A 25,354-nucleotide genomic window follows, 5' to 3' on the forward strand; every position below is an offset into this window, starting at 1 on the left:
TTAGGCGCAGCTCACCCATACCCACTGGAGTGGGGCAGGCAATGTTTGGGGGTGTTTAAGTGGCGGGGGGGACGGGTTTGCCGTGGCCGGCAGCGATCAGGTGTTCATAGATCAGATGAACAGGTACAGACCAAGCGAGTCCTCGAATGGGATCACTGATCACTACTGTCATTTCTGCGCTTGCCTGAAGGTCTATACGCTGGCGACCGATGACTGCCAGAACGTTGCTGTAGGCCTGGTGCACCAGATGGTTCGCAAAAGACTCTTTGACCTCAAAGCTTTCGACCAGGTGATCGGTCGTTCGACTGAGCAGTTGGCCTAGATCGCCCAAATGCTCGCCCTGATGGCGCTCGATAAATGCCTGAGCTGCAGCGCGGATGGTCTCTTGATAATCCATATCAGCTGGTACGTTATTCATTTTTCAGTCCCTGATTTAGCGCGGTACAGATCGATAGCTGCTAACACTTCCGCATGACGTGCAGCCATGTGCAGGTTGTGTGCGTTGAGGATGTGTTCTGCCTCGGCCTCATTGATGCAACCGTCTGCAAGTGCCTTGGAGATCTCCAGGTCGACACATCCACGCTTTGCCGCCGCTTGAATGGAAAGGGCATACATCTCGACGTTGTCCAGCGAATCAGGATCAGCCACCGGAACGAACAGGCCGCCGTACATCGAGGCCACATAGTTGGGTAGATGCTGGGTTCCGGCTTCCTGCTCCAACTGGAACAACTGAGCATCATTTAGCGGACGACTGTTGTTGTTCTCGTAGGCGTGGTTATCAAACTTTTTCAAAGCAAGACCGATCCGAGCTGCAGCGCATTCACGTCCGCCTGGATAACTGCATATGATCGCGCTGACTACTTCACGGCGTGTCTTTAGAACTGGACTTTTCATGTTCTGCTTTTCCCTGCTGGTCCATATGATTACTGTGCGTTTGCGCTATCTTTCGGCGGGCATTCGATGCTTTCAGCGAGAATTCCCGGCAGTACCTCCTCCCCGATGAATTTCGATAAGTCGCGCAAAATGCAGAACGTAAGTCGCCCTTGAGGTAGCGAGTCGTGTCCGGCCCATCGCTGAACTGCTTGCGTGACCGTTCGAGCACCGTAGCCGTGACTCAATGCGAACTGCCGGAAGTTACTTCCGTGTTCGATCAATCGAGCCTGTATCTGTCGCTTTTCCATTCTGGAATCTCAGAGGTGGATGGTTCGGGTGTTCCTATTTGGTTAAGATGTTCTCAACTGGGCGCAGGTTATGTTCTCAATTGGGCGTATGTCAAGGGGAAAAATCCCGTATGGGAATCAACGATAGGATCAGGTTGGCTATCGAGGCCCGCGAGTTATCACTTAAAGAGGCTGCTAAGGTTTGTAGCTTGTCCTACAGCTCGCTGCAGAACTGGGTTGGAGGTATCCGAGAGCCCAGGCCTGAAGCACTAATAGCGCTAGGTTCCCATTTGGGCATTTCTATCGATTGGCTGCTAACCGGCGAGGGACCAATGCTGCGTGGCGGCCCGCATACGGATAGCAACAACGATCAAACGACCAGCCCTCAAGAGAAGGCGATACTGGCTTTGTATCGATCGCTGAGGGAATCGGACCAGCGAGATATACAAAGCGCTGCTGAGGAAAAGAAACGCATGAGGGATATCGAGCAGCGTTTGGAGGAGTTGACTACTGCCCTCGCCGACGTTAAAAAACACGCTTGAAACTCTAGTGTGCCTTTGTTAATCATCTTGTCCCTACCGGTCGAGCAGGTGATTGGTGAACTCATTTTTGATGATTCACGCGACTGCCTTCCGTCCCAACTGCTCAAACAGCTCTCTCTGTTTGTCAGGTGTCAGATCCCGTAACCGATCAAAAAGCATCACGTCCAGCTGCTGCCCGGACGGCCGGAGTGTGTGCGAAAACGTCAGGTTGGCCACCCATGTATGGCCGCAACTGGCGTCCAAGCATTGGCAGTACAACTTCACATACGCCCTCGTCACTTCCTCCCGTGAGCTGATCCGTCCCTTGTGCCCGCATGTTGTGCAATAAATCCGCATGTTCCCTCCCCAGGGCCAGCCTATGGCTACTATTTTGCCATATCCGTCATGGCATTATCTGTGCTTTCGGTCATATCAAGCCGTTACAGATGTGTCCGGCAGCGGTTTCCAGGCGAACCGCCTGTCCTCTCGCAAAGTCGCATTAGCCTGGTCAAACAGCTGACAGATCGGCCTGATCTCGTTGCTGGTGTAAACGCGATCGATCTTCTCGATGTCACCGAATCCGCCACTGTTCTCCGGGATGATTCCGGCCAGCGCAGGGTTCATGCGCCAGGCCGCGATCACGTCGTTGCGCGTGATGTTCTTGACCTTCTCCAGTTCGTCCTTGGCCTGGAAGTCACCCACCGGGATGATCTGAATGGCCTTCTCGGAACCGCCCGGAATGTTGACGAACATCGATCGGAAGTTGCCCACGCCTTTGCTGGCCGTGATCTGGGCACGTAGCTCGTCTTCGTCCTCTTCGGTCAGGTTCGGGTCGTTGGTGTAGAAGATGTATCCCGCGTGCGCGCCGTTGCTGTAGTAGCGCCGGCGAAACAGCGTCGCGGCTTCGTTGAGCAGCAGCGCCTGCAGGCCGCCCAGGTACTCAGGCACGCCATAAATGTTCTGCTCTACGTCGTAGTTGAGGACGTGCTCGATCTCGTCGGCGTCAAACTCGGTTTCCTTACCGTTCTGTTCCAACTGGACGAACCCACCGTCGACCTTCACCCGCATGTTGATGGCAGGCAGATGTCGCAGCTCCAGAATCTGGCCCAGCAGGTTAGGCACCCGGTAGAAGTACGCTTCGCCAAACACCATGAAGTCCAGCGCAGCCCGACTCATATCGGCCACTGACAGGCCGGCTGAAGGGATGAACTCACGCAGCAGCAGATTGCGTTTGAACCCTGGTATCGCGCCGTGGTGTGCGTTGGCCTTGAGCAGCTTGGCCAGCCCCCTGCGTGAGACTGGCGGCGTGAAGATACGACCGTCGTCGCTGGCGAACACGCCCAGGTACTGCGCGATGTTGTCGGTCAGCACGGATTCCGGCGCACCGAATGTGAATGCACGCATGGGCCGTTGCGCCGGTTTTTCCTGCTGCAGGGTTTTGGGTTTTGCCATGGGAAGTTGATCCAGTGAGTGCGTAGCGACTGCGCCGCCTTTTGTCCGTGTTGAGGGGTTCGTACTGCAGGGCGTGCATGACCGCCCATGCCACGTCCGCGTGACCGGTCGCGTCGGTTCGCGACGCGCTGTAGGTCACCTGGCCGCTGGCGGTTGTGCCGCGCTTGATTGTCAGGAAGGCCTGGGCGATATCGTTCCAGCCGGCGTCCCACTCGATGCGGCTGCCCTGGATGGTGTCCTGCGCCTTGAGCACCAATAGGTTCTTGGTTTCCAGGCTGTAGTGGATCGAGGTCGCACGCGGGTAGAAGTCGCGCACCAGGTCGAAGACGCCGTAGCCGATGCCGGTCGTGTCGATCCCGATGTGCTGTACGTTGAAGCGCTCGGTCAGCTTCTTGACCTGCTCGGCCTGGTACTTGAACGACTGACCACGCCAGCTGTGCTTCTCCAGGATCCGGAACTTGCCGCCGTTCTCCAGTGGCGGTGCGATGACCACGCACGTCGCGTCGTCGCGTGTCCGGCTCGGGTCGTAACCGATCCAGACCGGGCTGTTGCCATACGGGCGCGGATCGTCCGGGTCGAAGTCTGCCCACAAAGACAAGTCCGAATAGCAGCGTTCCAGATCTGCCAGGGAAAACGCGCTCTGGCTGCTGTCGATGAATTTGCACATGAACAGCTGCTGGAACTTGTCGTCGTCGTACTCCAGCTGCAGCTGCTCGAGGTCGAACAGATCGCAGCCGCCGGCGATGGCGTCCAGGATGGTGATCACCTTGCGCCACTGACCGTCCGGACACAGCGCGCCGGCAGAGATCTGCTTATCGCTCGGCCATGGCTCCTTGGCGTTCTTGCGCTTGCTGTTGCGGAACTTCTCGCCTTGCCAAAACGGATAGGCCTGGTGCGACACGGCGCTGGGCGTGGAGAAATAGGTTTTGCGCCACTTTTTATGGGTCGCCATGGCGCTGGCCACGGTGTTCAGTTTTTCGAAGTCGCGTATCCAGAAATATTCGTCAACGTACACATGGCCATGGTGACCCTGCGCAGTGCTGCTGTTGGTGCTGAGAAAGCGCAGCTCGGCCCAGGGCTTGCCGTCCTTGCTGAGCACGATCGGGTTGCCGGTCAGCTCCAGGCCAAACCACGCCTGGGCAAAGGCGATGATGTAGCTGCGGAAAATCTCGGACTGGGCGCGGCTGGCCGACAGGAACACTTGGTTATCGCCGGTCAGCACCGCGTCCATGAAGGCTTCGCCGGCGAAGTAGTAGGTCAGGCCCACCTGGCGGCTTTTGAGGATGTTCCGGATCCTGGCGGTCAGCGGGTTCTGTTTCGCGGCGAACAGCTCTTTCTGGTAGCCGTACATTTTGCTGATGAACTTGTCGAGAAAGTCCACTTCGCGCAGCTCGCTGACGTCGTTCTTGACCTTCTTTTCCCGCTTCTTGCCGTCTCGCTTGCCACGCTCCCGACGCTCACCGCGTTGATCATCGCGGCGATGGCCATCGTCGTCCTGGTCATCACGGACCGGCGCAACCACCGGCTTTACACACTGCTTAACCAGGCGTTCGCGAACAGTCGTCAACCGGTCCAATTCGTCCAGCTCGCCGTTGGTCAGAGAGTCGGCTTTCTCCAAAAGCAAGGTGATACGCCGGCTGACGGCGGTCAGCGGTTCTTCATCCGTCATCATGTCTTCCCAGCCACCAACGCGGATCCAGTGGTACACGATCCGGATGTTGGGCAGGTTCAACTGCGCCTGAATTTCCTTGGCCTTGTGACGGCGCAGAAACAGGCGTTTGGCGGCTTCTTTGACTTCGGTTGAGTAGTACATGGGCCGCAGTCTATGCGGCGAAAACGCGGAAAACGTGCAGTTAAATTTCGCGTTTCTCCTATAAATCGAATATCGGAGAAACGCGAAAGTAAACCGTTTGTTGGAGGCGTTGCGGCTCCCTATCTTGGGGCCTCAACTTACCGATGAGCGCAGTTCTTCCCATGCCCCGTTCCCTTGTCAGCTTCTGGAAACGCGTCGCCACCAGCGGTCCTACCGTCGATGGTCGCGTCATTACGCCCCAGGAACTGCGCGACATCGCCGAGACGTACAGCACTACTACTTACACGGCCACCATCTGGTCCGAACATGACCGCTGGCCAGGCTCCTACGGCACCGTGTTCGCCGTGCGCCTGATCGAGGACGTCGGGGGGCTGGCCCCCGGCCAAGTCGCGCTGGAAGCGCAGTTGAAGCCCAACCAAAAGCTGTTGTGGCTCAACGACCAAGGCGAAAAGCTCTTCACCAGCATCGAGATCATGCCCGACTTCGCTGGCACCGGCAGGGCGTACCTGACCGGCCTGGCCGTCACCGACGAGCCGGCGAGCTTGGGCACTCAGGAACTCTACTTCTCCCGCAATCCCGGCAATCCCGGCAAACGCGTGCATTACGCGGCGGCCGTCCCGTTGGGGACGATCGGTGAAGAGGAACCGCAGGGCGAGGTGGCCAAGCTATTCAGCCTGTTCACCGGCCTGTTCAAGCGCTTTGGCATTGAAGAGGTGCCAGCCGAAACCACCCCGCAACCCCCTACCGAGAGCAAACCCCCAATGGATGAAGCTACAGCCAAAGCGCTGCAGGCCTTAATCGAACAGCAACTGATCGTCGCCGCCGGCATTCAATCGCTGATTGACAGTTTCGCAGAAGCCCCGCCGGCACCTGATCAGGCCCCGATCGACGACGTACAGACGGCAGTCGATGACATTGTCGCCACAGCAGAGGGCGAAAAGCAGCTGAGCCGAGAAGTCTCTGCCAACGCTGCCGTTCTCGCTGGTTTGGCCAAATTGGACGCCCGGTTCAGCGCCTTGCTGGATAAGCCGGAAGGCCGTCACCTGTCACGCACCACCGGTGCCGCTGACCCTAAACCAAAGCGGGTACTCTGACATGGCCCAGTCACTGAGCGCATACGGCGCGAAAATGTTCGCGGCCCTACAGGTCGCCCTGGCTGAATCCTATGGCGTCGAGCTGGCCAGCAAGACGTTCAGCGTCGAGCCCTCGATTGCCCAGGAACTCAACGAGGCGATCACCCACAAGTCCGATTTCCTGCAGCGCATCAACGTCATCGGCGTGACCGAGATCAAGGGTCAAAAGGTGTTCCTCGGTGTGTCGGGTCCTGTGACCGGTCGCACGAACACCAAGACTACCGATCGCGAAGCCAAGGACGCATCGGCGCTCGATGACAGCACCTACGAGCTGTTTTCCACCGAGTCCGACGTCAGCCTGCCTTACGCCAAGATCGACGCCTGGGCCAAGTTCCCGGACTTCCAGCAGCGCTACTCCGCCGCGGTGCAGAAGCAGATCGCACTCGACCGTCTGATGATCGGTTTCCACGGTCTCAAAGCCGCGCCGCAGACCAACCTCACTGAATTCCCGATGCTGCAGGACGTGAACAAGGGCTGGTTGCAGATCGCTCGCGAACAGATCCCGGAGCAGGTTCTCAAGGAAGGCAAAGTCGCTGGAAAGGTGACGCTGGGCGAAGGTGGTGACTATGCCAACCTCGACGCCCTGGTGCATGACACCAAGCAGATGGTCGACGAGCGCGTTCGTGATGGCGGCGACCTGATCGCAATCATCGGCAGTGACCTGCTGGCGGCTGACAAAGCCAAGCTGTACGCCAAACAAGGCGATCTGCCAACCGAGAAAGAACGCATCGAAGACGCTCAGGTCATCGCGACCTATGGCGGTCTGCCGAGCTTCAGCGTGCCGTTCTTTCCGGTCAACGCCGTGGTGGTCACCAGCTTCGACAACTTGTCGATCTACTTCCAGGATTCCAGCTGGCGCAAGCAAACCATCGATAACCCGAAGCGCTCCCGCGTCGAGGATTACAACAGCCGTAACGAAGGCTATGTGATCGAGCAGCTGGAAAAGTTCGCCATGACTGAAAACATCGAATTGGTGAAAGCATGAGCCTGGCACTGGCGCACAAACGCCGCTTGATCGCAGAAGGCCCAGCGGCTGCGATCGCCGGTGCCCAGATGGCTTATTCGGCTGACACCGCGCTGTCCAGTCCTGCCAATGCACGCAAGCATTTGAAGCTGATGGAAGACGCCTTGGCCGGTGATCTGGAGCGCATCAGCGCGATCAATAGCCGCGAGCAGCGCCAGATGCTCAAGCGTGACGAGCTGCTGCCCAAGTACCTGGATTACGTACAGCGGTACCGCGATTCGGAATTGAATTTCCAGAACTCGGTGCTGGTATATGTCCTGATCTGGCTGTTCGACACCGAGCAGTTCACCCAGGGCCTGGAGCTGGCCGACTTCGCAATATCCCAGGGCCAGGCGCTGCCTGAGCGCTTCAACCGCGACATTCCGACCTTCGTTGCAGACGAGGTGATCGACTGGGCCGAGGCGGAATTCAAGGCCAGGCGCAGCCCTGAGCCCTACGTTTCCAACCTGCTGCCCCGTGTCGACGGCGAATGGCAGCTGTTCGAGCGGATCCCGGCTCGTTACCACAAGTTGCTGGGAATGATCGCGCTGCACCGCAAGGACTGGCCTGTAGCAATTCACCACTTCGAACGGGCCGAACAGCTTTACGAAAGCATCGGCGTAGGGACACGCCTTTCTGACTGCCGCAAGGCGCTGGCCAAGGCGCAAGCCAAAGAAAACGCCGGCAACGGCACCGAATAACCGACTACCCCCCCGGCGAGAAACTGTGGATGTGAGCCAACCATTTATGGCCCTGACCCACTGAAACAGTTTTCCCGCCCCTAATGCAAAAAGCCTTGCGCATGGCGCAGCTTTAAGAGGTTGCTATGTTCATCGGGTCACTGCGAAAGGTTATCGATATCAACTTCCCCCTCGGGGAAAGTTGCGGTCGTCCGCAGATCACTGCCCCCAAGAACCTGGACGCATCCTCTCAGTGTGCTCATGTACCTGTCAGCGATTTTCAACGCTGCCAAGACGACATCCGGATGAAGATCGCCGTTTGTTTCAAGGCTAATAAGTGCAAGCGTGTGTGCCTGCCTAAGCTTTTTCTCTTTGAGGTATTGCTGGCGTTTTATGGCCAGTTCACGCTCTCTAAGCTTTTCTTCCAGGTAGATAATCTTTTTTCCTATATCGTCCATTTGCCGTCCTCCTCCGTTGCTTGCAGGAAAAGTATATGAGGTTTTCCGGCAAAGCTCAGGAGTTTCTGAGCCAGTGGCGATATAAGCTCTTTAGCGCATCACTGCAAGAGCTTATTTATTGTGACTTTCCCGTCCGGGAACGTCGCAGTAATTTCTACCTGACTGCCTCCAAGGACCTGGACGCATTCATTCAGAGTGCTGACGTACCGGTCAGTAAGCCTCAATGCCTCCTTGACTGCATCAGGATGAACATTCTGCGTGCGCAGGCACATCATCGCCATTGCATGTGCTTCCTCGATCCGTCTATCAAGGATCTGTTGCTTACGCCTTGCCGACGTAAGGCGCTCTTTGAGGCGCATTTTCAGAGATACAAACTTTCCTTTCCCATCACTCATGGTCCGCAGTCCTCCATTACAGGCGGGAAAAGTGTATGAACTTTTCTGGCAAACCTTCATGGTCAGCAGACGAACGGTGCCTTAAGGCTGATAGCAGATTATTACGAAAGTTTACTTGTTGGCACCCTTGCATCAGGGAATGTTGCGGTGATCTCCAGGTCGCCGATTCCCAAAACCTGAACGCAATCTGCCAACACAGTGGCGCAAGTGTCAGCGATTGCAAGTATGTCTTCGACGTTTTCAGTTTCGCGGTGCTCCCCATCGAGCAGTCGGAGCGTGATGGCTTGTGCTTGCTCAAGCTTATTTTTGACATCATGAATCTTAAATTTTTCAGCCATTTGGCGCTCTTTAAGCCGCGCACTCAGCGATTCAATCCTTTCTTCGTCATCGTTCATGACTCGCAGTCCTCTATCGCATGGAGGGGGAGTGTATGAGCTTTTCCGGGAAACCCACCACCTTTGTTGAACAATTCGTCAGAAACGACGGTTTCTGGCCTGATCTTGCAGTCTCCGAGTTTCAGAAAGGTTACCGCCTGCCAGCGGAATACCTGGTAGAGATGCTGGCCGCCGATCTGAACATGGCCATGGTCGAGGTCAATACCGATCTGGCCAAGTTAAAAGCGCGCTGGCAGGGCGTTGGCGTGTCCAACGTTGAATCCGCAGACACCACCATCCTGCCAGAGCGCACCTTTCAAGCCGCGACCTATAAGCGCGCCGTCTACAGCCGCGCCAAAGCCAGCCTGCTGACTCAGTTCGCCACGGTCAATCGCCGCGAAAGCGCCGAAAACGTGGGCAAGGAACTGCCAGAGCGCTCCGAAACCTTCCTCGCTTTCAGCCAGGCTGCTGTGCGGTCGCTGCAGGGCCGTGGCCGCATCACGGCGGCGCTGCTGTGATCAAGCTCAAGGCGTTGACCGCCTACCTGCTCGAGCGCCAATTGGTCGCCCCTGAGCAGCTCGACAGCTGGACCGACCAGGTGCAGGTCGAGCTGGTCTGGAAACCTGACACCCAAGGCATGCACATGGGTGACATGCATTACGGCGCGACCATCTCGATCGAGCGGTTCGCGGATCACCCGGCGCGCCTGTTTGCCCTGGTAGGCAGCTGGCTGGAAACCCACGACCAGGACCGCGACGGTCTGCCGAACGTGGTGTTCGATGTGGTCATGCTCGACAACGACCTGGCCGACGTCGACATCAAGCTGCAGTTCACCGAGGCGCAGTACCTGGCCGAGGATCCTGCCGGCGAGATCGAGGCCTTTGGCAGTACCTGGTCGTTCGTACCGTTCGAATTGTGGGTGGCTGAGAGCGGCGAGGTGACCGGTCATGGCCTTTGATCTGGACATTCGCGGCATGCTCGAAGCCCAGGACCTGCTGGCCTTGATGGAGCTTCCGACGCCCAAGCGCAGACGTCTGTTGAACAACGTTGCCAAGCGCGTGCGCAGTCTGAGCCGCCAGCGGATCCGCAACCAGCAGAACCTGAATGGAACCCCGTTCGCTGCCCGCAAGGACACGTCCAAGGGCAAGAAGAAGATGGAAGCCGGCCTGGGCAAGCTGCTCGATGTCACCCGCCTGACCGGTACCGAAGCGGAGCTGGGCTGGCGTAACACGCTGACCCGTTGGGTTGCCTCGCAGCAGCACAACGGCGTGTCCGAACGGCGCACCGCCGCGCAGATGCGCCAGTGGAACAACGTTCCGCCGGGCACCGCCGCTACCGAAAAACAGGCCAAGAGCCTGCGCCGTCTGGGTTTCAAGACCCGTCAGGAAGGCAAAAAGACCCTGACCCGCCCATCTGTGGCGTGGATCCAGCAACACCTGAACTACGCCCGGGCGGGATTGCTGATCCGCGTCCTGGACGACGAACGAGCCGAATCCACCGGTGCGCAAAGCTGGAACATCCAGCTGCCTGCGCGTCAGTTCCTCGGTGCCAGCGACAGCGAAACCAGCCAACTGGTGCACCTGGTGCTGCAACAAATCCTTAATTCACCCCGCTAACGAGGCACCGCTTTATGGCACTCGGCAAAGTCAGCGTTAACAATCTCAACCTCGGCCAGGGTGCCGTGAGCGAGATCGAACGCTATTTCCTGTTCATCGGTCCCGCCGCCAAGAACGTCGGCAAGCTGGTCCCGTTGGACACCCAAAGTGATCTGGACGTCCAGCTGGGCGTTGCGGACAGCGACCTGAAAACCCAGATCCTGGCAGCACGCAGCAATGGCGGCGATCGCTGGGCCTGCATCGCCGCTCCGATCGCAGGCGAAACCACCTGGCAACAGGCGCTTGAGAGCGCGACCCGCAGTTATTCCTTCGAGGCGGTGGTGATCGTCAACCCGGTTACCATTCAGGCCGAGCTGTCGGCGATGCACGTTGCTGCCAATGACCTGAGCAACAAGCTGGGCCGCCGTGTCTTCGTGCTGGCGGCCACTGCCGGCATCGCTCCGCAACTGAGCTGGAGCGCTTACGTTGTCGAGCAGAAAACCATTGTCGACGGCCTGGCTGCGCCTCGCGTTCTGCCGGTACCGCAACTGCACGGCAACAACCTGGGCGTGCTGGCCGGTCGGCTGGCCAATGCCGCCGTGAGTATTGCCGACACGCCGATGCGGGTTGCCACCGGCGCGGTCTTGGGCCTGGGCGCTGAGCCCAAAGACATGGATGGTACCCCGCTGACCTCCGCGGTGCTTTTGCAGCTCGACGCAGCGCGTCTTTCTGTGCCCCAGACGTACCCGGACTATCCGGGCACCTACTGGGGCGACGGCAACATGCTGGACACCCCTGGCAGTGACTTTCAGGTGATCGAGAACCTGCGCGTCGTCGACAAGGCAGCCCGCCGCGTGCGCGCTCTGCTGATCCGCTACGTGGGCGACCGGACCCTGAACAGCTCGGCCAACAGCATGGCGACCACCACGTCCAAGCTGATGGCCCCGCTGCGCGCGATGGCCAAGTCCACCAAATTCGCCGGCCAGGTGTTTCCAGGCGAGATCGAGCAGCCCAAGGACGGCGACATCGTGCTGACCTGGAGGAGCAAAACCTCTGTCGTGGCCTACCTCAAGCTGCGCCCCCTCAACTGCCCGAAAGACCTGACCGCGAACATCGCGCTGGACCTTTCCGTTACGGATTCGGAGTAAACCATGGCCGCAAAAATTGGCGGTAAGAACTTCGATGTGAACTTGGGCGATCTGCTCGTTCACGTCGAGGCCGGCACCATCGACATCACGGACAACAGCACCGTGGCCCAGACCAAGGGCGTGCCCAATGGTCACGTCGACGGCGATGTCGCTGCAGCCGGCGAACTGGAGCTGGACACCACCAACTTCAATCTGCTCATCGAGCAGGCCAAGACTGCCGGCAGTTTCCGCGAGCTGGAGCCGTTCGACATCGTGTTCTTCGCCAAGGCCGGCGAAGAGGAACTGCGCATCGAGGCGTTCGGCTGCAAGGTTCGCGTGTCCAGCCTGCTGAGCATCGATCCCAAAGGCGGCGCGAAGAACACCCACAAGGTGCCGTTCGACGTCACCAGTCCGGACTTCATCAAGATCAACGGCGTGCCCTACCTGGCTGCTGCTGAGATCGAGGGCCTGACGTAATGGTCTGCCCGTTCGATCGTGCGCAGGCTCTGGAGCAGCGACAACGCGACCAGGCCATTGCGGCCCAGTTGGCCAAGCCGCGAGCGAGCGGGCCGAGCCTCACTCATTGCCAGGACTGCGACAAGGAGATCCCACCGGCGCTCCAGGCATTAGGCGGCATGACCCGTTGCGTGCCTTGCCAAACCCTGACCGAAAAAGGACTTCGCTGATGAGCACCAATCAAGCTGCTCAGGACACCGCCATTGCGTTGGTGAAGGCGTCGCCCGCGATCGGCGTCGCCGCCACCGGTGCGACCGGTGCCGTTGACTGGTCCGCCGTGGCCTACATGCTGACTGCGTTTTACATGGTGCTGCAGATCCTGCTGCTGATCCCCAAGTACCGCCAGATGCTGCGGGACTGGAGGGTCAAGCCATGAGCCTGCGGGTCAAGATCACCGCCGGCGTGCTGCTGCTCTGCAGCGCCACGTTGACCGCCTTCCTGGGCACCTGGGAAGGCAACGGCCAGAACGTGGTGTACGCCGACAAGCTGGCCAGTGGTTTGCCCACGGTCTGCAAGGGCATCACCAGGCACACCAGCCCGGATCCAGTGGTGGTCGGTGAATATTGGTCGGATGCGCGCTGCGCCGAGGTGGAAGGCCTGGTCATCGCCAAGGGGCAGTTGAGCCTGGCCGACTGCCTGACCAACCAGGCGATCGGGCAGAACACGTTCGACGCCTTGAGCAGCCATGGCCACAACTTGGGCATGCCGACGACGTGCGCAAGCCGTGCGGTTGGCCTGATCAATGCGGGCCGCATTGCCGAGGGCTGCAAAGCGCTGGCCTGGGCTTCCGACGGTATGACGCCGGTGTGGGCCTATGTGACCGGTGCCGATGGCCGTAAGACTTTCGTTCGTGGCCTGCACAACCGCCGGCTCGCAGAAATGAGGCTGTGCCTGCAATGACCATCAGCCCGCTGCGTCTTGCCCTGTTTTTGCTGGTGGTCGGTCTGCTGACCTGGTGCGCTTTCGAGTACCAGGGCAACCAGCTCGTCGTTGCCCGCGCTGAGCTGGTCGACGCCACTGCAGATCTGCACACCGAGCGAGAAGCGACGCGCCTGGTCCGCGATCAGCTGGCAGCGCGGGACCAGCTCGATACCCATCACACCGAGGAACTGAACCGTGCCCGCGCTCAAATCAACACTCTGCAGCTTGCTGTTGCTGATGGCAGTTACCGGCTGCGCATCAAAGCTTTCTGCCCCGCAATGCCCGGTACCGCCAGCGCCGCCGGCCTGGCTGATGCAGGCAGCGCCGAACTCGCAGCAGACGCTAGACCGGATTATTTCACCCTCAGAGACGAGCTTGCCCTAAGCCGGCAAATGATCCTCGGCCTGCAGGACTACATCCGCCAGGTCGTGCAACGCACGCCGGCACAACCCTGACCCTTTACAACTCAACCTTACGGAAACACCGACATGAGCGAAGTAAACCGCAGCATCACCCTGGAACGTGGCGACAAGGAATTCACGTTCAACCTGACACCGCAGGTGATCACCAAGTACTTCAATGCCACGACCCAGGCCAACAAGGTCGCCCCTGCCCACAACCTGCTGATGGGCACCGTCAAGGACGAAGACAAGGCGGCACTCAAAGCGCTGCTGGAAAACCCGATCACCACCATGACCCTGGCCGGCGCGTTGCTTGAAGAGTATTCGCCGGACGTTGAAGTGATCGTAAAAAAGCCCTCGAACATGCCGAAGGCCTGACCCAGGACGGGCTGGGCCAGTTGCTGGCCCTGACCCAACGCTGGCTGCCTGGCGCTGAGCCCACCATTGAAAGCATGGGCACTGCCAAGTGGCTTGAAGACGAACACTGGAGACGCATGGAAATTGCCGTCGCCAACGGCATTTCCACTGCCTTTAACGGATAACCCTGATGGCTGACCGTTCCGCCCGCCTGGCTTTCATCCTGAAACTGACCGACAAGGTCAGTGCCCCGTTGGGCAAGGTGAAAACCAGCTTTAGTGACCTTGCCGCCAAGAGCCAGCAGAACATCATTCAGATGGGCGCGGGCCTGGCCGGCATGGTGGGGGCGGGCAAGGCCATCACCGAATCACTGGAACCGGCGCTGGAAGTGAACCGGGCGCTAGGCGACATGCGCGCCTTGGGCACCACCGAAGACGCGCTGGCGTCGCTGAACCGGACTGCACTCGAATTCTCGATCACCTACGCCACCAGCGCCGCCGAGTTCGTGACGTCATCACGCGTCATCGATGGAGCGATCAAGGGCCTGGTCGGCGGCCAGTTGGCCACCATCACCAGTGCCAGCAACCTGCTGGCCAAGGTCACCAAGTCTGACGCCGAAACCACCGGCGCGTACCTGGGCACCATGTACAACCTGTTCAAGTCCCAGGCAGACAAGATGGGCCGGGTGGAGTGGGCCCAGCAACTGACCGGCCAGACCGCGCTGGCGGTGAAGCTGTTCCGCACCGATGGTGCCCAGTTGAAAGACGCCTTTAAGGAAGTCGGAGCGATCGCCACCCAGGCCGGTGTCAGCTTTGCCGAACAGATGGCGGTGGTCGGTACGCTGTCCAGCACCATGGAAGGCGGCGACGCCGGCGGGCGCTATAAAGCGTTTTTCGAGAATCTGGAGGCCGCAGCCAAGAAAACCGGTCTTACGTTCACCGATGCGGCAGGCAACGCACTGCCCATGCTGCAGATCATGGACAAGCTGCAGGGCAAGTACGGCGACCTGACCAGCGCGGCTGCCGGCACCAAGCTGATGGAAGTGTTCGGCGGTGAAGGTGCCCAGGTGATCGGCGCGCTGGCCAAGGATACCGATCGCCTGCGCAACGGCATTGCCGAACTGGGCAAGGTCCGGGGCCTGGAGAACGCCGAGAAGATGGCCAAGGCCATGGTCGACCCATGGCAGCAGTTCGGCAAAGCCGTCGAAGCGCTGCGCATCGCCTTCGGCCAGTCCCTGATTCCGACGCTGACCCCACTGATGGATCGCCTGGTGGGCATTGCCAAGACCTTGACCCGCTGGACGCAGCTGTTCCCGAACATCACCCGCATCATCGGTATCACCACACTGGTGGTCTTTGGCTTCATCGCCGCGATGTCGCTGCTGACCCTGGTAGTCGGGGTCAGCAAAATGGTCTGGCTGGGCATGCTCACCGTGTGGAAGCTGCTCACCTGGCAGGGCTTCAAATCGATCGCCATGTTCCTGTTCCACACGGTCATGGTCGCGGCATTCGTCGTCGGCCTGATCGGTCTGTACACCTGGATGGCGATCGTGCGCGTCGGCATGTTGCTGTGGCAGGGCGCGATCTGGTTGGTCAACGCCGCCATGCTGGCCAACCCGGTGCTGCTGATCGTGGCCGGCATTGTACTGTTGGCCGCTGCCGTGGTTGCGGCGGTCGTGTACTGGGACGATCTGTGCACGGCGCTGATGAACACCACCGCGTTCCAGTGGATCAGCGATCAGATGGCCAAACTGTCCAGCTGGTTCGACTCGATGGGCGGCTGGTCCGGCATCGCCAAAACTGCCTGGGACAGCATCCTGTCCACGGTCAAGGGCGCAATCAATGGCCTGATCGAGATGGCCAACAAGATCCCCGGTATCAACATCGAGACCACGTTTGGTGATCTGCCCGAGCCGCCGAAGGTGCCCGATCTGCCTGGTCAGGTGGGCGCACCTGTACCGGGTCCACAACTGCCGGCAGTGGTGACCACACCGCCGGCGGGCACCACACCGGGGGCCAAAGTCGCCTCGGCTGCACAAACTCCGGCTACCCAGACGCCTAAGCCGCTGGCCCTGGTGCCGGCTGCCGTCGCCCAGTCTGCGCGTGCGCAGGTTCCAGCGCCTGCAGTCCAGGTGAAACCTGCACCGCCTATCAGCCTGCCGCAACCCAACGTGCTGCCCTTCAAACCGCTGCAGATGCCTGCTCCGCAGATCAGCCAGGCCGACCCGATCATGCTGCCGCCGGCGTCGGCTGACCTGGCGTTTTCGATGCCGGCCAAAGCGGTACTGCCAGAGCGCGTCGAGAAGGTCATCGAGCTGCCCGCCAAATCCGACAAAGGCATCGAAGCCCGCAAGGCGATCAACGCCAATACGTCGATCAGCCCCACCAAACCGCAGGCCGTCCCCAAAGGAGGACTGATGCAAAGCTTCCAGAACCAGAGCAACGCCATGAACCCTAACCAGCGCCCCGGCACCCACGTCGAGACCTTGAACATCAATACCTCCAAGCCGATGACCCCGCTGGAGCTGGAAAACATGATGGCCATGGCGGTGGGCGGCTGATGAGTGAATACGTTGATCTGTTGATCATGAACAACGACCTGGTACTCGATCCGGCCCGCCAGCCCCTGCTGGTGGATGACCGCGCCTCGATCGCCCAGGACATCGCGCACCTGATCCGCGAAAGCGGCCTGCTGATCACCCTGGTGGCCGAGCGCGACCGGCTGCGTCAGCGTGACTGCATTCAGCAGATGGAGCTGCTCGTCGAGGATGATGAACGCCTGGTACCAGGTACTGCGCAGATCGAGCAGACCCAGCCGGGTGTGTACCTGGTGACCGCCACGACCGTGAAGTTCGGCCAGGTGGAGATCACCCTATGACCGTCGACTTCAAAAAGGCGCTGGGTGATTCCGGCATTCCAACCACTGAGGCGCAGCTCAAACAGGCCTGGGAAAAGCTGGCCGTCGAGCAGGGCAGCACGCTGACCAATACCAGCGCGTACAGCCCTTTCTGGCGGATCATCACGGCGCTGGTCACCAAGCCGGTGCTGTGGCTGCTGGAGTTCGTCAGCGGTACGGTGCTGCCGAATTTCTTCGTCAAGACAGCCGGTGCGCATTGGCTGGACATGCTGGCCTGGGCGGTGAACATCGAGCGCAAGGCCGCGACGGTGGCCGTTGGTGAACTGCTCTTTACCCGCGCCAATACCGGTGGCGAGCTGGAAGTGCCGATCGGCACTGTCGTTCAGTCACCGACCCTCAATGGTCATATCTATCAGTTGGTGACCACCGAACCGCGCAGCTTTGAAGAGGGCCAGAGTCAGCTGGTGGTACCGGTTAAGGCCGTGGGAGCCGGCAGCGGCTACAATCTGGCACCTGGTTATTACGCCGTGCTGCCTCAGTCGGTACCGGGCGTTGTCCAGGTTGTGAACAATACCGACTGGCTGCAGACGCCTGGCGCGGATTCCGAGCATGACGACCAGTTGCGCCTGCGCGTGCGCAACCAGTTTTCGGCGGTCAACCAATGGCACACCGACGCGGTGTATCGGGCGATCATCACCGGGTTTCCTGGGGTTGCCGCTGACGGCGTGTACTTTGAACACGGCGCACCGCGTGGACCAGGCAGCGCCAATGCCTTCGTACTGTTCGACGCCGGCGTGCCCGCCGATACCTTCCTCGAGCAGATCAACACGCATATCCGCGACGGCGGTAACCATGGCCACGGCGACGATCTGCTGGCCATGGCCATGCCTGAAACCCTGCACGCGATCAGCGTCAACGTCTGGCCGGTGGCCAACCTCACCGTGCTGCAGCTGCAGACGCTGCAGGCCGAGATCGGGTTGTTCATCCGCGCCGCTTTTCGTGAAAGCACCCAGAGCGACTACGCACCGACCCGCACGTTCCCCCAGTCGCGTTTCAGTTTCAGCCGTCTGACCGAAGAGCTGCACATCCAGTTTCCGGACATCAGTTCGTTGCGGTTCGCCAACAGCGACATCGTCTCGGCCTTGGACATCCCGCGCATCAGCACCCTGGCGGTGGTCCTGCAATGATCAAGCTCAAGCTGCCGTTCTGGCTCGAAGGGCTGGAGCTGACCAAGCTGGTCACCACCGCCCAGCTCTGGTGGGAACAGGCCACCGAATGGCTGCGCTGGCCTTATCTGCAGTTCGACGCGGACACCTGCCACCTGTCCATTCTGGAGCTGTGGGCCTGGCAGCGCGACGTGACAAGGTTTCCCGCCGAACCGGAAAGCCTGTTCAGGTTGCGGGTCAAGTACGCCTTTATCAACTCCGTGGACGCCGGCAGCACTGCCGGTTTGAAACGCATCCTGGAGCGCCTGGGCGTCGGCTACGTCGAGATCCAGGAGCGTATGCCCGAGCGCGACTGGGACGTCGTGCTGCTCACTCTGAGCGATTCCCAACTGTCCGAGAACCCCGACCTGTTGCGCGTGCTTATCCGTCAGTACGGGCGCACGTGTCGCCGGTATGACTTCGTAACCATCACCCCGGTGCGGCTTGCTGTTGCCCTGGTGGATTTCAATGACGATCAGCAAACGCTGGTCGCCAGCCTTTAGGAGCCCTCATGGCTGCAAGTATCACCCTCGCCGGCGAGAAACTGATCGCCCAGAAACAAGCGGCCAACCTGCCGCTGACCGTGGCCCGCTTCGTGCTGGCCAACGTGCCCGGCCTAAATGTGAGCGGCCCGGTCAATCGCGCAGGCGTGAAGCCGCCAGCGGCCCAGATCGTCTACACCGCAAACATAAGCCAGCAGGGTTACGTGAACCCTAACCAGGTGGTGTACAGCCTGCTGATGGGCACCGATATCGGTGACTTCGACTGGAACTGGATCGGCATGGAGACCAGCGACGACGTGCTGCTGTCGGTCGCCTACGTTCCGGTGCAACAGAAGCGCAAGAACATCCTGCCCGACCAGATCGGCAACAACGTCACGCGCAACTTCCTGGTGGTGTTCGACGGTGCTCAGCAACTGACTGGCATCAAGATCGACGCCAGTACCTGGCAGTTCGATTACACCGCGCGCATGAAAGGCATCGATGAGCGCGAGCGCATCAGCAACCGGGACATGTTCGGGCGCGCCTGCTTTTTCGGCGCAGGCCTGCAGCTGCAGAAGGTGGGCAATGCCTACCAGCTCAATCCGGGCGTGGCTTATGTCGAAGGCGTTCGCCTGCAGCTCGATGCGGTGCTGCCTGTGACCGTGCCGGCAGTGCCGACCAAAGCGTGGCTGGATGTGGTGCTGCAGCGCGAGCTGAACGATGTCGTGGCCGCGTTCAAAGTTGTGTTCGGCCAGGAAGTGAAGGTCGACTACACCGACAGCGCCTCGGCCAGGCACTACCTGGTGCCGTTGGCCGACATCACCGGTACCAGCAGCTTGGTCGACCTGCGCCCGATCGAGGCGATCGACAGCGAGTTGGTGAAGCACTTCGCTGCTCGGGTTGGGGACTATCCAGATCTGCGCGCCCGTGCCACGACCAAGGAAGACGTGGACTTGGGCAACCTGCCCAACGCGATCAGCGACGATCCGAACAGCAACAGCAGTGCCGTGCTGGCCACCACCAGAATGGTCAATGCCGTGCGCACGGCAATCAACCAGGCGATCGCGTCAATTGTTGACGGCTCGACTACCGTTGGCAGGGCCGTGCGTCTTGTTACGCCGCGAGCCTTTCGATTCAACGGCGCAGCCAGCGGCATAGGGACCTATGACGGCGCGAGTGATACCAATATCACCCTGACGCTGGCCGATAGCGGTGTAGCGGCAGGTACGTACACAAAAGTAGCCGTCAACCTGAAAGGCCTAGTCACCAGCGGCAGTAACCCGACAACTTTGGCCGGCTACGGCATCACCGATGCCTACAGCAAGGATGACGCGAACAAAAGTTTCGTGAAGCAAGGCGGTGGGCCTGACCAGAAGGGCAATCAGATCAACATCGGCTGGACCGGCGCGACGCTCAAAGCGAGCGTCGACGGCAACGATCTGGGCAGGATCTGGACGGAAACCTCATTCAACCCCAACGACAAGGCCAACAAGGCTAATACGCTGGCCGGCTACGGTATCGGCGATGCCTACACCACCACTCAGGTCAACGACCTGGTGGGCAGACGGGTACTGGCCGACTCCATTGTTCACGCCGGTTTTGCCAGCAACAACACTGACTATCCGTATTTCCGTCGCATCTCTGATGACAAGGTCTATTACCTGCAGCCGCAGATCGGTTACACGCCATTGCAGCAGGGTGGTGGTGCCGGCCAGAAGACCAACAAGGTTTATATCGGTTGGTCAGACGTCGGTCTGAAATTGACGGTCGACGCCACAGATATGGGCCGAATCTGGACGGAACAGTCGTTCAACCCCAACGACAAGGCCAACAAGTCCAACTCGATCGCAGGCTATGGCATCACGGACTGTTACACGGTCACTCAGGTTAACTCTCTCGTGAACCAGCGCGTCGCAGGGGATGCCATCCAGACCGCCGGTTTCGCCAGTGACAACCCGGAGTTTCCCTATTTCCGTCGTACCTCTACCGGTGGCATTCATTACCTGCAGAACCGCCTGGGGTTCACGCCCGTGCAGCAAGGCGGCGGAGCCAACCAAGCCAGCAACCAACTGCGTCTGGGCTGGGCTACCAATGGCGCGGGTGTTAGGGCGCAAGTAGACGCTTCCGACCTGGGGCTTCTGTGGGGCGAACAGAATTTCTACCGCCCTGACAACAACAACTTTCTGGCGGTATCCATCACTGCGACTGAAGTGCGACTGCCCGCTGGCGGCACTTGGTGCTATTCGCTGATGCACTACTACTCGGGCGGTGCCGGCGTGATCGGTCGAAGTGGCCAGGCAGCTGGCGGCACCGTTATTTCATTCAGCGGCGGAAGCACCATTTACGGTTTCGCCTGGAGGTACGCAGCATGACAGACGTGAAACTTGAAACCCCTGAAGAGGTCCTGCCGCCGATTTTCGCGGCTCCCGAAGAGCCAGTGGCTTTGGGCGTGTCCTTCTCCGATGTGGCCACTAAAAACGATGGCTCGTTCGTGATAACCGTTGCTGGCAACCGTTGTCATGTTACCCAGGACTACAACCCGCCGCTTTACCAGGCTGTTGTCGACTATCTGGACGCCGGTGGCCACGCTACCGAGTACGCCGAGGACATCGTTGTCCAGGCCGACCCGGCGTTGCTGGCCAAGCTCTGGGTGGAGCTGCGTTTGAAAGTCTCGGACAACTTGGTATCGCAGTACCGCGATGCTCGCGATCTGGGCGGTGAACTGCCGATCACACCCGAGCAGTTCACCCAGTTGCTGACCTGGCGGCAGGCAGTGCGTGAATGGCCGCAGGTGCCTGGCTACCCAAAGGAAACCACGCAGCCGGTTACACCGGACTGGATCGAAGCGGTCTTGCTCGATGGCGAATGAATGGGCACCGATCAAACTGCAATGGCCGGTGCAGGCCACACAGTGGATGGATCAGATGGCGGACGCTCGGGAGTTGATCCAGAGTGAAATGGTCATCACCGGCCAGCGCGTATCGACGCTGGCCGATATCGCCAAGACCAGCCCTGGTCTGATAGCGGGTGCCGCGAAATCGGCGATCAGCGCCGGACGCGATGCGTTGGTCGCGCAGTTTGAAAACGTCCCGTCCTGCATCGTCGTGACGCCGTTTCAGCACGGTGTAGGGCAGGGCAGCGGTGGCCATCAGCGCTTTTTGTCTGCGCCGAACCTGCTGCAGCTGCTGGCCGACAAGCTGACTGACACCACCGACGCTGTGCGGCCCCAAGGTCAGCAAAGCGCCCTGGTACTGATATTCCTCGCCACACGACTGGACCAGCTCGCGGCGACGTTGGGTCGGTTCAACGTGGTGTTGCCTATGCCTGACCTGGTGCGCGCCGAGCGCCGTGCCGAACACCTGGCCAAGCTGGAAGTGGAAAAGTGGGTGATGCCGATCGCCGGGCAAATGCCGCTCTGGAGCCAGTTGCCGCTGCAGCGCTGCCCGATCACCAAGCTGGCCAGCCAGTCCATGGCCGGTCAACTGGCAGTACTTGAGGGCTATGCCGCCGACAGTTCGCCGATGGCGGACCTGGCCGATCTGCAGGCCCGAAAGAAGGCACAGGTACAGGAGCGCGAGCAGCAGCTGGCCGACCTGAAAGCCCAGTTCACCAACAGTGCCGACGATGTATCGATCCAGTCGAGGATGCTAGGACCGGGTGATGTGGGCCAACTGCGCCGCGAACTGCTCGAGGGCGAAGCACCAGGTCATGAGTGGCCGCTCTGTGCCGGCGCACTGTTGGTGGGCTCTGCAGAGAGCCTGAGCTTTGTTCAGGAACTGGTGGGCCTATGACGCTGCTACTCAACGGCGAACAGATCATTGGCCACCGGATGAAGCTCACGGCCAACCTCAAGATCGAGGCCGACGAGCTGGGCGGTCAAACATCGGGCACCGACAAGTCTCACAAGGGCTTCAAGCCCAAGACGCTGACTGTAGCGCTGACGATCCCCTACAAATCGCTCGAAAATCTGCGCACCATCATGCGTCTGGCCGAGGCGACTGCAGGCGGTGGCCAGCTGCAGACGTACCGGATCGTCAACGACACGGCCAAGGCCTTTGGCATCCGGCAGGTGACGTTCTCTGATGGGGTCAGCGCCCGTGAAGACGACACGCTGGCCCAATGGATCGTCCAGTTCACCCTGAGCGAGAAGCTATCCAACCCGGAGAAGGTCGAGAACCGTCGCGCCGGCAACGGCGTGACATCTCAGTCAGCGCCTGGCGATGGTGTGGCGGGCAGTGGGTCCGGATCGGGCGCAGCCGAAGAGCTGACCGGCTTTGAGGCCGTGCTCAAGAAAGTGGACACCTACCTGGGCGGCACGCCATGAGCATGAAACTGCACAAAGTGCTGACAATCGACGGCGTGGCTACGCCGCTTATCAATGACGATGTTCGACTGGACCTTAAGAGTCCGGGCCGCGCCACGTTCACGATCAAGACCGGCGCTACTGTCAAAGGTTTGGTCACGTTCGATATCGGCTACAACGAAGCGGTCCTGCAGCGTCATTTCATTGGCTATGTCGAACGATGCACTGCCACCAACGGCATCGAGCAGGTGGTGCTGTGCCGCGAGTTAGCCGCGGTGCTGGCCAACCCTTTGCCCATGAACCTGCGTCATGTGGATCTGCGCGCGGTGCTGGCCGATATCGGCAGCAAAACCGGGCTGCGTTTCCGGGTCCCGGATCAGGCCTACACACACATAAAGACGCCGTTTTTCTACAACCTGGCCGCTGGATACCAGGCGCTAGACAGCATGGCGCGGGTGTTCGGCATCAAGGACTTTATCTGGCAGCAACAGGGTGACGGCGAGATCTACGTCGGTGCCTGGGCTGACAGTTTCTTCGGCGCTCGGTCGCCGTTGCAGTTGCCGGTGAACCTCTTCGACGGTTACCAGGGCAGCCAGAGCGCAATGATCGCGGCCTTGCCAGGCCTGCGACCAGGCGTATCAATTAACCAAGGCGAGCGGATCACGAACGTGACGCTGGCCGGCACACAGATGGCCATCAAATGGACGACGCAATCAAGCGCAGCGTAGAACGACAATTCCCTGAACTCACCGGCGGCTATCACTTGCCGCGCTTCGCCAAGGTGGTGGCCGTGGCGGATGCGCCGGCCAGCGCCGGGCTGTGTGACGACTTCCGGCCGCGCTTCTCGGTCGACCTGCAGGTGATGGGGCCTGATGGCGAGATCGACACGACGTTGCCGGTACTGGCCGGCGTGCCGCTGCCCATGCCGGTGGGGGGCGATGAGATGGGCTTCTTTGCCTTTCCGGAGGAGGGCACCAGCGTGGTGGTGTGCTTCGCTTATGGCCTGCCGCACAAGCCCTACATCCAGACCATCCTGCCGCATGGCCTGACATTGCCGAAGGTGCCCAAGGGTGACCAGGTGTGGCAGCACAGTGACGCCGTGCAACAGCGCGTCGACGCGGACGGCAACTGGCTGCGCAAAACCGACGGCAAGATCCAGGACCAGGCGATCGAGCGCGAAGTCGACGCCATGACCAACACCGAAAGCTTTCAGAGCCACACCAGGACGGTGGACGACCATTCGACTGAATCAGTGGGTGGCGTGAAGAAGATCGAGGCCCTGGGCGCGCTCAAGCTGCTGTCAGGCGGATCCGCGAGCCTGGCGGCAGTGGACGACCTGCACCAGGCCACCGGGCGTGACCTGAACCTGGTGGTCGGACAGAAGCACAACGCCACGGTGGGTGGCGACATGCACGAACGGATTCAGGGGCTTCGTGAGAGCATCACCAGTAAGAGCCAGCGTTTGCAGGCTCCGAAAAACTGGGTTGGGTCGGGCGGTGTGAACATCTTTCAGGTGGTGTGCGACTTGCTGGATCTGGTCCAGGATATGAACACCCAGCTCGCTGCACACACTCATGGGCCGACGCCGGTGCCCGGCAACGCGGGTGCGTTTACAGCGGATGCGACCAAAGCAGAGTTATTGTCAGCTAAGCTCAAGCCAGTAACGCTCTGATCGATACATCACCCCTATGGTTTAGGATCTCGGGAAAGTTACTCAGATCCGTCATCATCTTTTTCTTCTCCCCAAACGACTTGCGATAAAACTGAAACTTAAAATCTTTGCAGGTTACAGCTATGTTCTGAATTTACGAAGAGCTTTAGCTGCCCCTTCGACAAGAAATGCTGATGGTACAAGCATTACGAATACTATCGTCGTGAGAACCATAAACTCTCCGTCCTCGCTACCGATTATGCCCAGGGCATTTGCAGCCGAAGCATAAGTATCTAGGCCTGTTTCAGTTTGAAGTAACCAGCCCATCAGGCCTAACGCAACAAGCCATTTAGTGAGTAGCGCAGCCAGCACTAAACTTAATACACCCTTTGAGATGGTCTTCGTTATTTTCTTCATTTTTTTTCGCTATTCACTAGAAGCAGATACATCAATTACACCATAATACCTTAAATTCGTTCCCGGGAGATTTTCGCCACGCTGACTGCGAAGGTGTTTCTTAAGCTCATCGAATCCAATCTGAGAGGTAAGGGTGATACATCCTTGGCTTATACCGCGTGGCCCAACGGGGTGGAGCCTAAAAGCGCCACGCCTGATGTTATCAATGGTTGTCTGATCATCCACCTCGCCATCATCTCTGTAAAGACCAAACCACTCCCCCCTATCCGTACCAGCTAAAAAGTCCTGTATGGGTTCTTTAATCCACCCAAGGGTACCCCCGCTCTGCCGATCGACAATAAAATATCGACCAGTTGGAATTGCACCCTTGCTTTCAACAGACTGATACTTCGGGCTGTTAATAAAAGGGGCGTCCATACCCGAAAACGCTTCATAGCTAGCTTGCCCGCAACGCAAATTGCTCACAGGTTTACTATTTAACGAAAAACTACAGTACGCAATATTAGGGTTGTTAGTGTTTTCAGACATGCCGCG

36 protein-coding genes are annotated in these 25,354 nt (G+C 59.5%); 25 read left to right on the forward strand and 11 right to left on the reverse strand.

Annotated features, from left to right (window positions below):
* Nucleotides 1–55 precede the first annotated feature (55 nt).
* The 3 genes from QRN38_RS19350 to QRN38_RS19360 are packed head-to-tail and all read right to left on the reverse strand — an operon-like array spanning nucleotide 56 to nucleotide 1,181.
* A complete protein-coding gene (locus QRN38_RS19350) occupies nucleotides 56–418 on the reverse strand; it encodes a hypothetical protein (protein ID WP_054993744.1) in 363 nt (120 codons plus the stop codon).
* The gene (locus QRN38_RS19355) at nucleotides 415–894 is read right to left on the reverse strand and encodes a YmfL family putative regulatory protein (protein WP_046270884.1); all 480 of its coding nucleotides are present in this window, start codon (nucleotides 892–894) and stop codon (nucleotides 415–417) included. Before QRN38_RS19355 ends, QRN38_RS19350 begins: the two co-directional genes overlap by 4 nt.
* A gap of 29 nt (nucleotides 895–923) precedes the next feature.
* Nucleotides 924–1,181 carry a hypothetical protein gene (locus QRN38_RS19360; RefSeq protein WP_024662771.1) on the reverse strand — a complete coding sequence of 86 codons (258 nt, stop codon included), beginning with the start codon at nucleotides 1,179–1,181 and terminating at the stop codon, nucleotides 924–926.
* Nucleotides 1,182–1,291: 110 nt separating this feature from the next.
* Here QRN38_RS19360 and QRN38_RS19365 point away from each other — a divergent pair, with 110 nt between their 5' ends.
* On the forward strand, nucleotides 1,292–1,702 hold the full coding sequence (locus QRN38_RS19365) for a helix-turn-helix domain-containing protein (RefSeq protein ID WP_057419252.1): 411 nt from the start codon (nucleotides 1,292–1,294) through the stop codon (nucleotides 1,700–1,702).
* Nucleotides 1,703–1,777: 75 nt separating this feature from the next.
* Here QRN38_RS19365 and QRN38_RS19370 read toward each other — a convergent pair whose 3' ends face one another.
* The 3 genes from QRN38_RS19370 to QRN38_RS19380 all read right to left on the reverse strand — a co-directional run bounded on the left by QRN38_RS19370 (nucleotide 1,778) and on the right by QRN38_RS19380 (nucleotide 4,946).
* Nucleotides 1,778–2,038 (reverse strand): ogr/Delta-like zinc finger family protein, encoded by a 261-nt coding sequence (locus QRN38_RS19370; protein ID WP_024662769.1) that lies wholly within the window; start codon nucleotides 2,036–2,038, stop codon nucleotides 1,778–1,780.
* Nucleotides 2,039–2,113: 75 nt separating this feature from the next.
* On the reverse strand, nucleotides 2,114–2,965 hold the full coding sequence (locus QRN38_RS19375) for a phage portal protein (RefSeq protein ID WP_057419273.1): 852 nt from the start codon (nucleotides 2,963–2,965) through the stop codon (nucleotides 2,114–2,116).
* Nucleotides 2,892–4,946 (reverse strand): terminase large subunit domain-containing protein, encoded by a 2,055-nt coding sequence (locus QRN38_RS19380; protein WP_057419253.1) that lies wholly within the window; start codon nucleotides 4,944–4,946, stop codon nucleotides 2,892–2,894. Before QRN38_RS19380 ends, QRN38_RS19375 begins: the two co-directional genes overlap by 74 nt.
* Before the next feature lie 161 nt (nucleotides 4,947–5,107).
* On the opposite strand from QRN38_RS19380, the gene QRN38_RS19385 reads away from it, so the two are divergent.
* The 3 genes from QRN38_RS19385 to gpM are packed head-to-tail and all read left to right on the forward strand — an operon-like array spanning nucleotide 5,108 to nucleotide 7,783.
* A complete protein-coding gene (locus QRN38_RS19385; protein ID WP_057419254.1) occupies nucleotides 5,108–6,040 on the forward strand; it encodes a GPO family capsid scaffolding protein in 933 nt (310 codons plus the stop codon).
* Nucleotide 6,041: 1 nt separating this feature from the next.
* A complete protein-coding gene (locus tag QRN38_RS19390; RefSeq protein WP_003420283.1) occupies nucleotides 6,042–7,064 on the forward strand; it encodes a phage major capsid protein, P2 family in 1,023 nt (340 codons plus the stop codon).
* Nucleotides 7,061–7,783: a phage terminase small subunit gene (gpM, locus tag QRN38_RS19395; RefSeq protein ID WP_032655898.1), complete on the forward strand. Its 723-nt coding sequence runs from the start codon at nucleotides 7,061–7,063 to the stop codon at nucleotides 7,781–7,783. Before QRN38_RS19390 ends, gpM begins: the two co-directional genes overlap by 4 nt.
* 137 nt (nucleotides 7,784–7,920) lie before the next feature.
* On the opposite strand, the gene QRN38_RS19400 is transcribed toward gpM, so the two are convergent.
* The 3 genes from QRN38_RS19400 to QRN38_RS19410 form a co-directional block, all read right to left on the reverse strand.
* The gene (locus QRN38_RS19400; RefSeq protein ID WP_032655897.1) at nucleotides 7,921–8,220 is read right to left on the reverse strand and encodes a hypothetical protein; all 300 of its coding nucleotides are present in this window, start codon (nucleotides 8,218–8,220) and stop codon (nucleotides 7,921–7,923) included.
* Nucleotides 8,221–8,318: 98 nt separating this feature from the next.
* The gene (locus tag QRN38_RS19405; RefSeq protein WP_057419255.1) at nucleotides 8,319–8,615 is read right to left on the reverse strand and encodes a hypothetical protein; all 297 of its coding nucleotides are present in this window, start codon (nucleotides 8,613–8,615) and stop codon (nucleotides 8,319–8,321) included.
* Between the two features lie 101 nt (nucleotides 8,616–8,716).
* Nucleotides 8,717–9,010: a hypothetical protein gene (locus tag QRN38_RS19410; protein ID WP_032703431.1), complete on the reverse strand. Its 294-nt coding sequence runs from the start codon at nucleotides 9,008–9,010 to the stop codon at nucleotides 8,717–8,719.
* Between the two features lie 35 nt (nucleotides 9,011–9,045).
* Between QRN38_RS19410 and QRN38_RS19415 the strand changes: the two genes are divergently transcribed.
* The 21 genes from QRN38_RS19415 to QRN38_RS19515 are packed head-to-tail and all read left to right on the forward strand — an operon-like array spanning nucleotide 9,046 to nucleotide 24,424.
* Nucleotides 9,046–9,507: a head completion/stabilization protein gene (locus QRN38_RS19415; RefSeq protein ID WP_003420281.1), complete on the forward strand. Its 462-nt coding sequence runs from the start codon at nucleotides 9,046–9,048 to the stop codon at nucleotides 9,505–9,507.
* Nucleotides 9,504–9,947 carry a phage tail protein gene (locus tag QRN38_RS19420; protein ID WP_044310733.1) on the forward strand — a complete coding sequence of 148 codons (444 nt, stop codon included), beginning with the start codon at nucleotides 9,504–9,506 and terminating at the stop codon, nucleotides 9,945–9,947. Before QRN38_RS19415 ends, QRN38_RS19420 begins: the two co-directional genes overlap by 4 nt.
* Nucleotides 9,937–10,605: a phage virion morphogenesis family protein gene (locus tag QRN38_RS19425; RefSeq protein ID WP_057419256.1), complete on the forward strand. Its 669-nt coding sequence runs from the start codon at nucleotides 9,937–9,939 to the stop codon at nucleotides 10,603–10,605. The genes QRN38_RS19420 and QRN38_RS19425 overlap by 11 nt, the downstream gene beginning before the upstream one ends.
* 14 nt (nucleotides 10,606–10,619) lie before the next feature.
* Nucleotides 10,620–11,732 carry a DUF2586 domain-containing protein gene (locus QRN38_RS19430; protein WP_057419257.1) on the forward strand — a complete coding sequence of 371 codons (1,113 nt, stop codon included), beginning with the start codon at nucleotides 10,620–10,622 and terminating at the stop codon, nucleotides 11,730–11,732.
* 3 nt (nucleotides 11,733–11,735) lie between these two features.
* The gene (locus tag QRN38_RS19435) at nucleotides 11,736–12,188 is read left to right on the forward strand and encodes a phage protein (RefSeq protein WP_003342306.1); all 453 of its coding nucleotides are present in this window, start codon (nucleotides 11,736–11,738) and stop codon (nucleotides 12,186–12,188) included.
* Entirely contained in the window at nucleotides 12,188–12,397 is a 210-nt protein-coding gene (locus QRN38_RS19440; RefSeq protein ID WP_057419258.1) for a TraR/DksA family transcriptional regulator, read from the forward strand. The genes QRN38_RS19435 and QRN38_RS19440 overlap by 1 nt, the downstream gene beginning before the upstream one ends.
* Entirely contained in the window at nucleotides 12,397–12,603 is a 207-nt protein-coding gene (locus tag QRN38_RS19445) for a hypothetical protein (RefSeq protein WP_003342302.1), read from the forward strand. The genes QRN38_RS19440 and QRN38_RS19445 overlap by 1 nt, the downstream gene beginning before the upstream one ends.
* Complete coding sequence (locus QRN38_RS19450) at nucleotides 12,600–13,127, forward strand: lysozyme (protein ID WP_057419259.1); 528 nt, start codon at nucleotides 12,600–12,602, stop codon at nucleotides 13,125–13,127. Before QRN38_RS19445 ends, QRN38_RS19450 begins: the two co-directional genes overlap by 4 nt.
* Complete coding sequence (locus QRN38_RS19455; RefSeq protein ID WP_057419260.1) at nucleotides 13,124–13,603, forward strand: lysis system i-spanin subunit Rz; 480 nt, start codon at nucleotides 13,124–13,126, stop codon at nucleotides 13,601–13,603. The genes QRN38_RS19450 and QRN38_RS19455 overlap by 4 nt, the downstream gene beginning before the upstream one ends.
* 33 nt (nucleotides 13,604–13,636) lie before the next feature.
* A complete protein-coding gene (locus QRN38_RS19460) occupies nucleotides 13,637–13,927 on the forward strand; it encodes a putative phage tail assembly chaperone (protein ID WP_003342295.1) in 291 nt (96 codons plus the stop codon).
* 20 nt (nucleotides 13,928–13,947) lie between these two features.
* Nucleotides 13,948–14,091 (forward strand): DUF6890 family protein, encoded by a 144-nt coding sequence (locus QRN38_RS19465; RefSeq protein WP_003342293.1) that lies wholly within the window; start codon nucleotides 13,948–13,950, stop codon nucleotides 14,089–14,091.
* A 5-nt stretch (nucleotides 14,092–14,096) separates the two neighbouring features.
* Complete coding sequence (locus tag QRN38_RS19470) at nucleotides 14,097–16,466, forward strand: phage tail tape measure protein (RefSeq protein WP_057419261.1); 2,370 nt, start codon at nucleotides 14,097–14,099, stop codon at nucleotides 16,464–16,466.
* Nucleotides 16,466–16,783 carry a DUF2590 family protein gene (locus tag QRN38_RS19475; protein ID WP_003342289.1) on the forward strand — a complete coding sequence of 106 codons (318 nt, stop codon included), beginning with the start codon at nucleotides 16,466–16,468 and terminating at the stop codon, nucleotides 16,781–16,783. Before QRN38_RS19470 ends, QRN38_RS19475 begins: the two co-directional genes overlap by 1 nt.
* On the forward strand, nucleotides 16,780–17,949 hold the full coding sequence (locus tag QRN38_RS19480) for a baseplate J/gp47 family protein (RefSeq protein WP_046270870.1): 1,170 nt from the start codon (nucleotides 16,780–16,782) through the stop codon (nucleotides 17,947–17,949). Before QRN38_RS19475 ends, QRN38_RS19480 begins: the two co-directional genes overlap by 4 nt.
* Nucleotides 17,946–18,470, forward strand: a complete 525-nt coding sequence (locus QRN38_RS19485) for a phage tail protein (protein ID WP_011169814.1) — start codon at nucleotides 17,946–17,948, stop codon at nucleotides 18,468–18,470. Before QRN38_RS19480 ends, QRN38_RS19485 begins: the two co-directional genes overlap by 4 nt.
* An 8-nt stretch (nucleotides 18,471–18,478) precedes the next feature.
* Complete coding sequence (locus QRN38_RS19490; protein ID WP_057419262.1) at nucleotides 18,479–20,821, forward strand: phage tail protein; 2,343 nt, start codon at nucleotides 18,479–18,481, stop codon at nucleotides 20,819–20,821.
* A complete protein-coding gene (locus tag QRN38_RS19495) occupies nucleotides 20,818–21,318 on the forward strand; it encodes a hypothetical protein (RefSeq protein ID WP_057419263.1) in 501 nt (166 codons plus the stop codon). The genes QRN38_RS19490 and QRN38_RS19495 overlap by 4 nt, the downstream gene beginning before the upstream one ends.
* Nucleotides 21,308–22,240, forward strand: coding sequence for a hypothetical protein (locus QRN38_RS19500; protein ID WP_057419264.1), 933 nt, complete (start codon nucleotides 21,308–21,310; stop codon nucleotides 22,238–22,240). Before QRN38_RS19495 ends, QRN38_RS19500 begins: the two co-directional genes overlap by 11 nt.
* Nucleotides 22,237–22,773: a baseplate complex protein gene (locus QRN38_RS19505; protein WP_010204621.1), complete on the forward strand. Its 537-nt coding sequence runs from the start codon at nucleotides 22,237–22,239 to the stop codon at nucleotides 22,771–22,773. The genes QRN38_RS19500 and QRN38_RS19505 overlap by 4 nt, the downstream gene beginning before the upstream one ends.
* Nucleotides 22,770–23,480, forward strand: a complete 711-nt coding sequence (locus QRN38_RS19510; protein ID WP_057419265.1) for a hypothetical protein — start codon at nucleotides 22,770–22,772, stop codon at nucleotides 23,478–23,480. Before QRN38_RS19505 ends, QRN38_RS19510 begins: the two co-directional genes overlap by 4 nt.
* Nucleotides 23,453–24,424, forward strand: a complete 972-nt coding sequence (locus QRN38_RS19515; protein WP_057419266.1) for a hypothetical protein — start codon at nucleotides 23,453–23,455, stop codon at nucleotides 24,422–24,424. Before QRN38_RS19510 ends, QRN38_RS19515 begins: the two co-directional genes overlap by 28 nt.
* A gap of 120 nt (nucleotides 24,425–24,544) precedes the next feature.
* On the opposite strand, the gene QRN38_RS19520 is transcribed toward QRN38_RS19515, so the two are convergent.
* Complete coding sequence (locus QRN38_RS19520; RefSeq protein WP_057419267.1) at nucleotides 24,545–24,820, reverse strand: hypothetical protein; 276 nt, start codon at nucleotides 24,818–24,820, stop codon at nucleotides 24,545–24,547.
* A gap of 9 nt (nucleotides 24,821–24,829) precedes the next feature.
* Nucleotides 24,830–25,348, reverse strand: a complete 519-nt coding sequence (locus QRN38_RS19525; protein ID WP_057419268.1) for a DUF2778 domain-containing protein — start codon at nucleotides 25,346–25,348, stop codon at nucleotides 24,830–24,832.
* Between the last annotated feature and the right edge of the window lie 6 nt (nucleotides 25,349–25,354).

The organism is Pseudomonas sp. CFBP2511 (assembly GCF_030209255.1).
Classification (GTDB): domain Bacteria; phylum Pseudomonadota; class Gammaproteobacteria; order Pseudomonadales; family Pseudomonadaceae; genus Aquipseudomonas; species Aquipseudomonas avellanae.

Bases quoted from the DNA above. Each gene is read 5' to 3' on its own strand.
- QRN38_RS19350 (WP_054993744.1), bottom strand. From the start codon at position 418: ATGAATAACGTACCAGCTGATATGGATTATCAAGAGACCATCCGCGCT.
- QRN38_RS19355 (WP_046270884.1), bottom strand. From the start codon at position 894: ATGAAAAGTCCAGTTCTAAAGACACGCCGTGAAGTAGTCAGCGCGATC.
- QRN38_RS19360 (WP_024662771.1), bottom strand. From the start codon at position 1,181: ATGGAAAAGCGACAGATACAGGCTCGATTGATCGAACACGGAAGTAAC.
- QRN38_RS19365 (WP_057419252.1), top strand. From the start codon at position 1,292: ATGGGAATCAACGATAGGATCAGGTTGGCTATCGAGGCCCGCGAGTTA.
- QRN38_RS19370 (WP_024662769.1), bottom strand. From the start codon at position 2,038: ATGCGGATTTATTGCACAACATGCGGGCACAAGGGACGGATCAGCTCA.
- QRN38_RS19380 (WP_057419253.1), bottom strand. From the start codon at position 4,946: ATGTACTACTCAACCGAAGTCAAAGAAGCCGCCAAACGCCTGTTTCTG.
- QRN38_RS19385 (WP_057419254.1), top strand. From the start codon at position 5,108: ATGCCCCGTTCCCTTGTCAGCTTCTGGAAACGCGTCGCCACCAGCGGT.
- QRN38_RS19390 (WP_003420283.1), top strand. From the start codon at position 6,042: ATGGCCCAGTCACTGAGCGCATACGGCGCGAAAATGTTCGCGGCCCTA.
- gpM (WP_032655898.1), top strand. From the start codon at position 7,061: ATGAGCCTGGCACTGGCGCACAAACGCCGCTTGATCGCAGAAGGCCCA.
- QRN38_RS19400 (WP_032655897.1), bottom strand. From the start codon at position 8,220: ATGGACGATATAGGAAAAAAGATTATCTACCTGGAAGAAAAGCTTAGA.
- QRN38_RS19405 (WP_057419255.1), bottom strand. From the start codon at position 8,615: ATGAGTGATGGGAAAGGAAAGTTTGTATCTCTGAAAATGCGCCTCAAA.
- QRN38_RS19410 (WP_032703431.1), bottom strand. From the start codon at position 9,010: ATGAACGATGACGAAGAAAGGATTGAATCGCTGAGTGCGCGGCTTAAA.
- QRN38_RS19415 (WP_003420281.1), top strand. From the start codon at position 9,046: ATGAGCTTTTCCGGGAAACCCACCACCTTTGTTGAACAATTCGTCAGA.
- QRN38_RS19425 (WP_057419256.1), top strand. From the start codon at position 9,937: ATGGCCTTTGATCTGGACATTCGCGGCATGCTCGAAGCCCAGGACCTG.
- QRN38_RS19430 (WP_057419257.1), top strand. From the start codon at position 10,620: ATGGCACTCGGCAAAGTCAGCGTTAACAATCTCAACCTCGGCCAGGGT.
- QRN38_RS19435 (WP_003342306.1), top strand. From the start codon at position 11,736: ATGGCCGCAAAAATTGGCGGTAAGAACTTCGATGTGAACTTGGGCGAT.
- QRN38_RS19440 (WP_057419258.1), top strand. From the start codon at position 12,188: ATGGTCTGCCCGTTCGATCGTGCGCAGGCTCTGGAGCAGCGACAACGC.
- QRN38_RS19445 (WP_003342302.1), top strand. From the start codon at position 12,397: ATGAGCACCAATCAAGCTGCTCAGGACACCGCCATTGCGTTGGTGAAG.
- QRN38_RS19450 (WP_057419259.1), top strand. From the start codon at position 12,600: ATGAGCCTGCGGGTCAAGATCACCGCCGGCGTGCTGCTGCTCTGCAGC.
- QRN38_RS19455 (WP_057419260.1), top strand. From the start codon at position 13,124: ATGACCATCAGCCCGCTGCGTCTTGCCCTGTTTTTGCTGGTGGTCGGT.
- QRN38_RS19460 (WP_003342295.1), top strand. From the start codon at position 13,637: ATGAGCGAAGTAAACCGCAGCATCACCCTGGAACGTGGCGACAAGGAA.
- QRN38_RS19470 (WP_057419261.1), top strand. From the start codon at position 14,097: ATGGCTGACCGTTCCGCCCGCCTGGCTTTCATCCTGAAACTGACCGAC.
- QRN38_RS19475 (WP_003342289.1), top strand. From the start codon at position 16,466: ATGAGTGAATACGTTGATCTGTTGATCATGAACAACGACCTGGTACTC.
- QRN38_RS19480 (WP_046270870.1), top strand. From the start codon at position 16,780: ATGACCGTCGACTTCAAAAAGGCGCTGGGTGATTCCGGCATTCCAACC.
- QRN38_RS19485 (WP_011169814.1), top strand. From the start codon at position 17,946: ATGATCAAGCTCAAGCTGCCGTTCTGGCTCGAAGGGCTGGAGCTGACC.
- QRN38_RS19490 (WP_057419262.1), top strand. From the start codon at position 18,479: ATGGCTGCAAGTATCACCCTCGCCGGCGAGAAACTGATCGCCCAGAAA.
- QRN38_RS19495 (WP_057419263.1), top strand. From the start codon at position 20,818: ATGACAGACGTGAAACTTGAAACCCCTGAAGAGGTCCTGCCGCCGATT.
- QRN38_RS19500 (WP_057419264.1), top strand. From the start codon at position 21,308: ATGGCGAATGAATGGGCACCGATCAAACTGCAATGGCCGGTGCAGGCC.
- QRN38_RS19505 (WP_010204621.1), top strand. From the start codon at position 22,237: ATGACGCTGCTACTCAACGGCGAACAGATCATTGGCCACCGGATGAAG.
- QRN38_RS19510 (WP_057419265.1), top strand. From the start codon at position 22,770: ATGAGCATGAAACTGCACAAAGTGCTGACAATCGACGGCGTGGCTACG.
- QRN38_RS19515 (WP_057419266.1), top strand. From the start codon at position 23,453: ATGGACGACGCAATCAAGCGCAGCGTAGAACGACAATTCCCTGAACTC.
- QRN38_RS19520 (WP_057419267.1), bottom strand. From the start codon at position 24,820: ATGAAGAAAATAACGAAGACCATCTCAAAGGGTGTATTAAGTTTAGTG.
- QRN38_RS19525 (WP_057419268.1), bottom strand. From the start codon at position 25,348: ATGTCTGAAAACACTAACAACCCTAATATTGCGTACTGTAGTTTTTCG.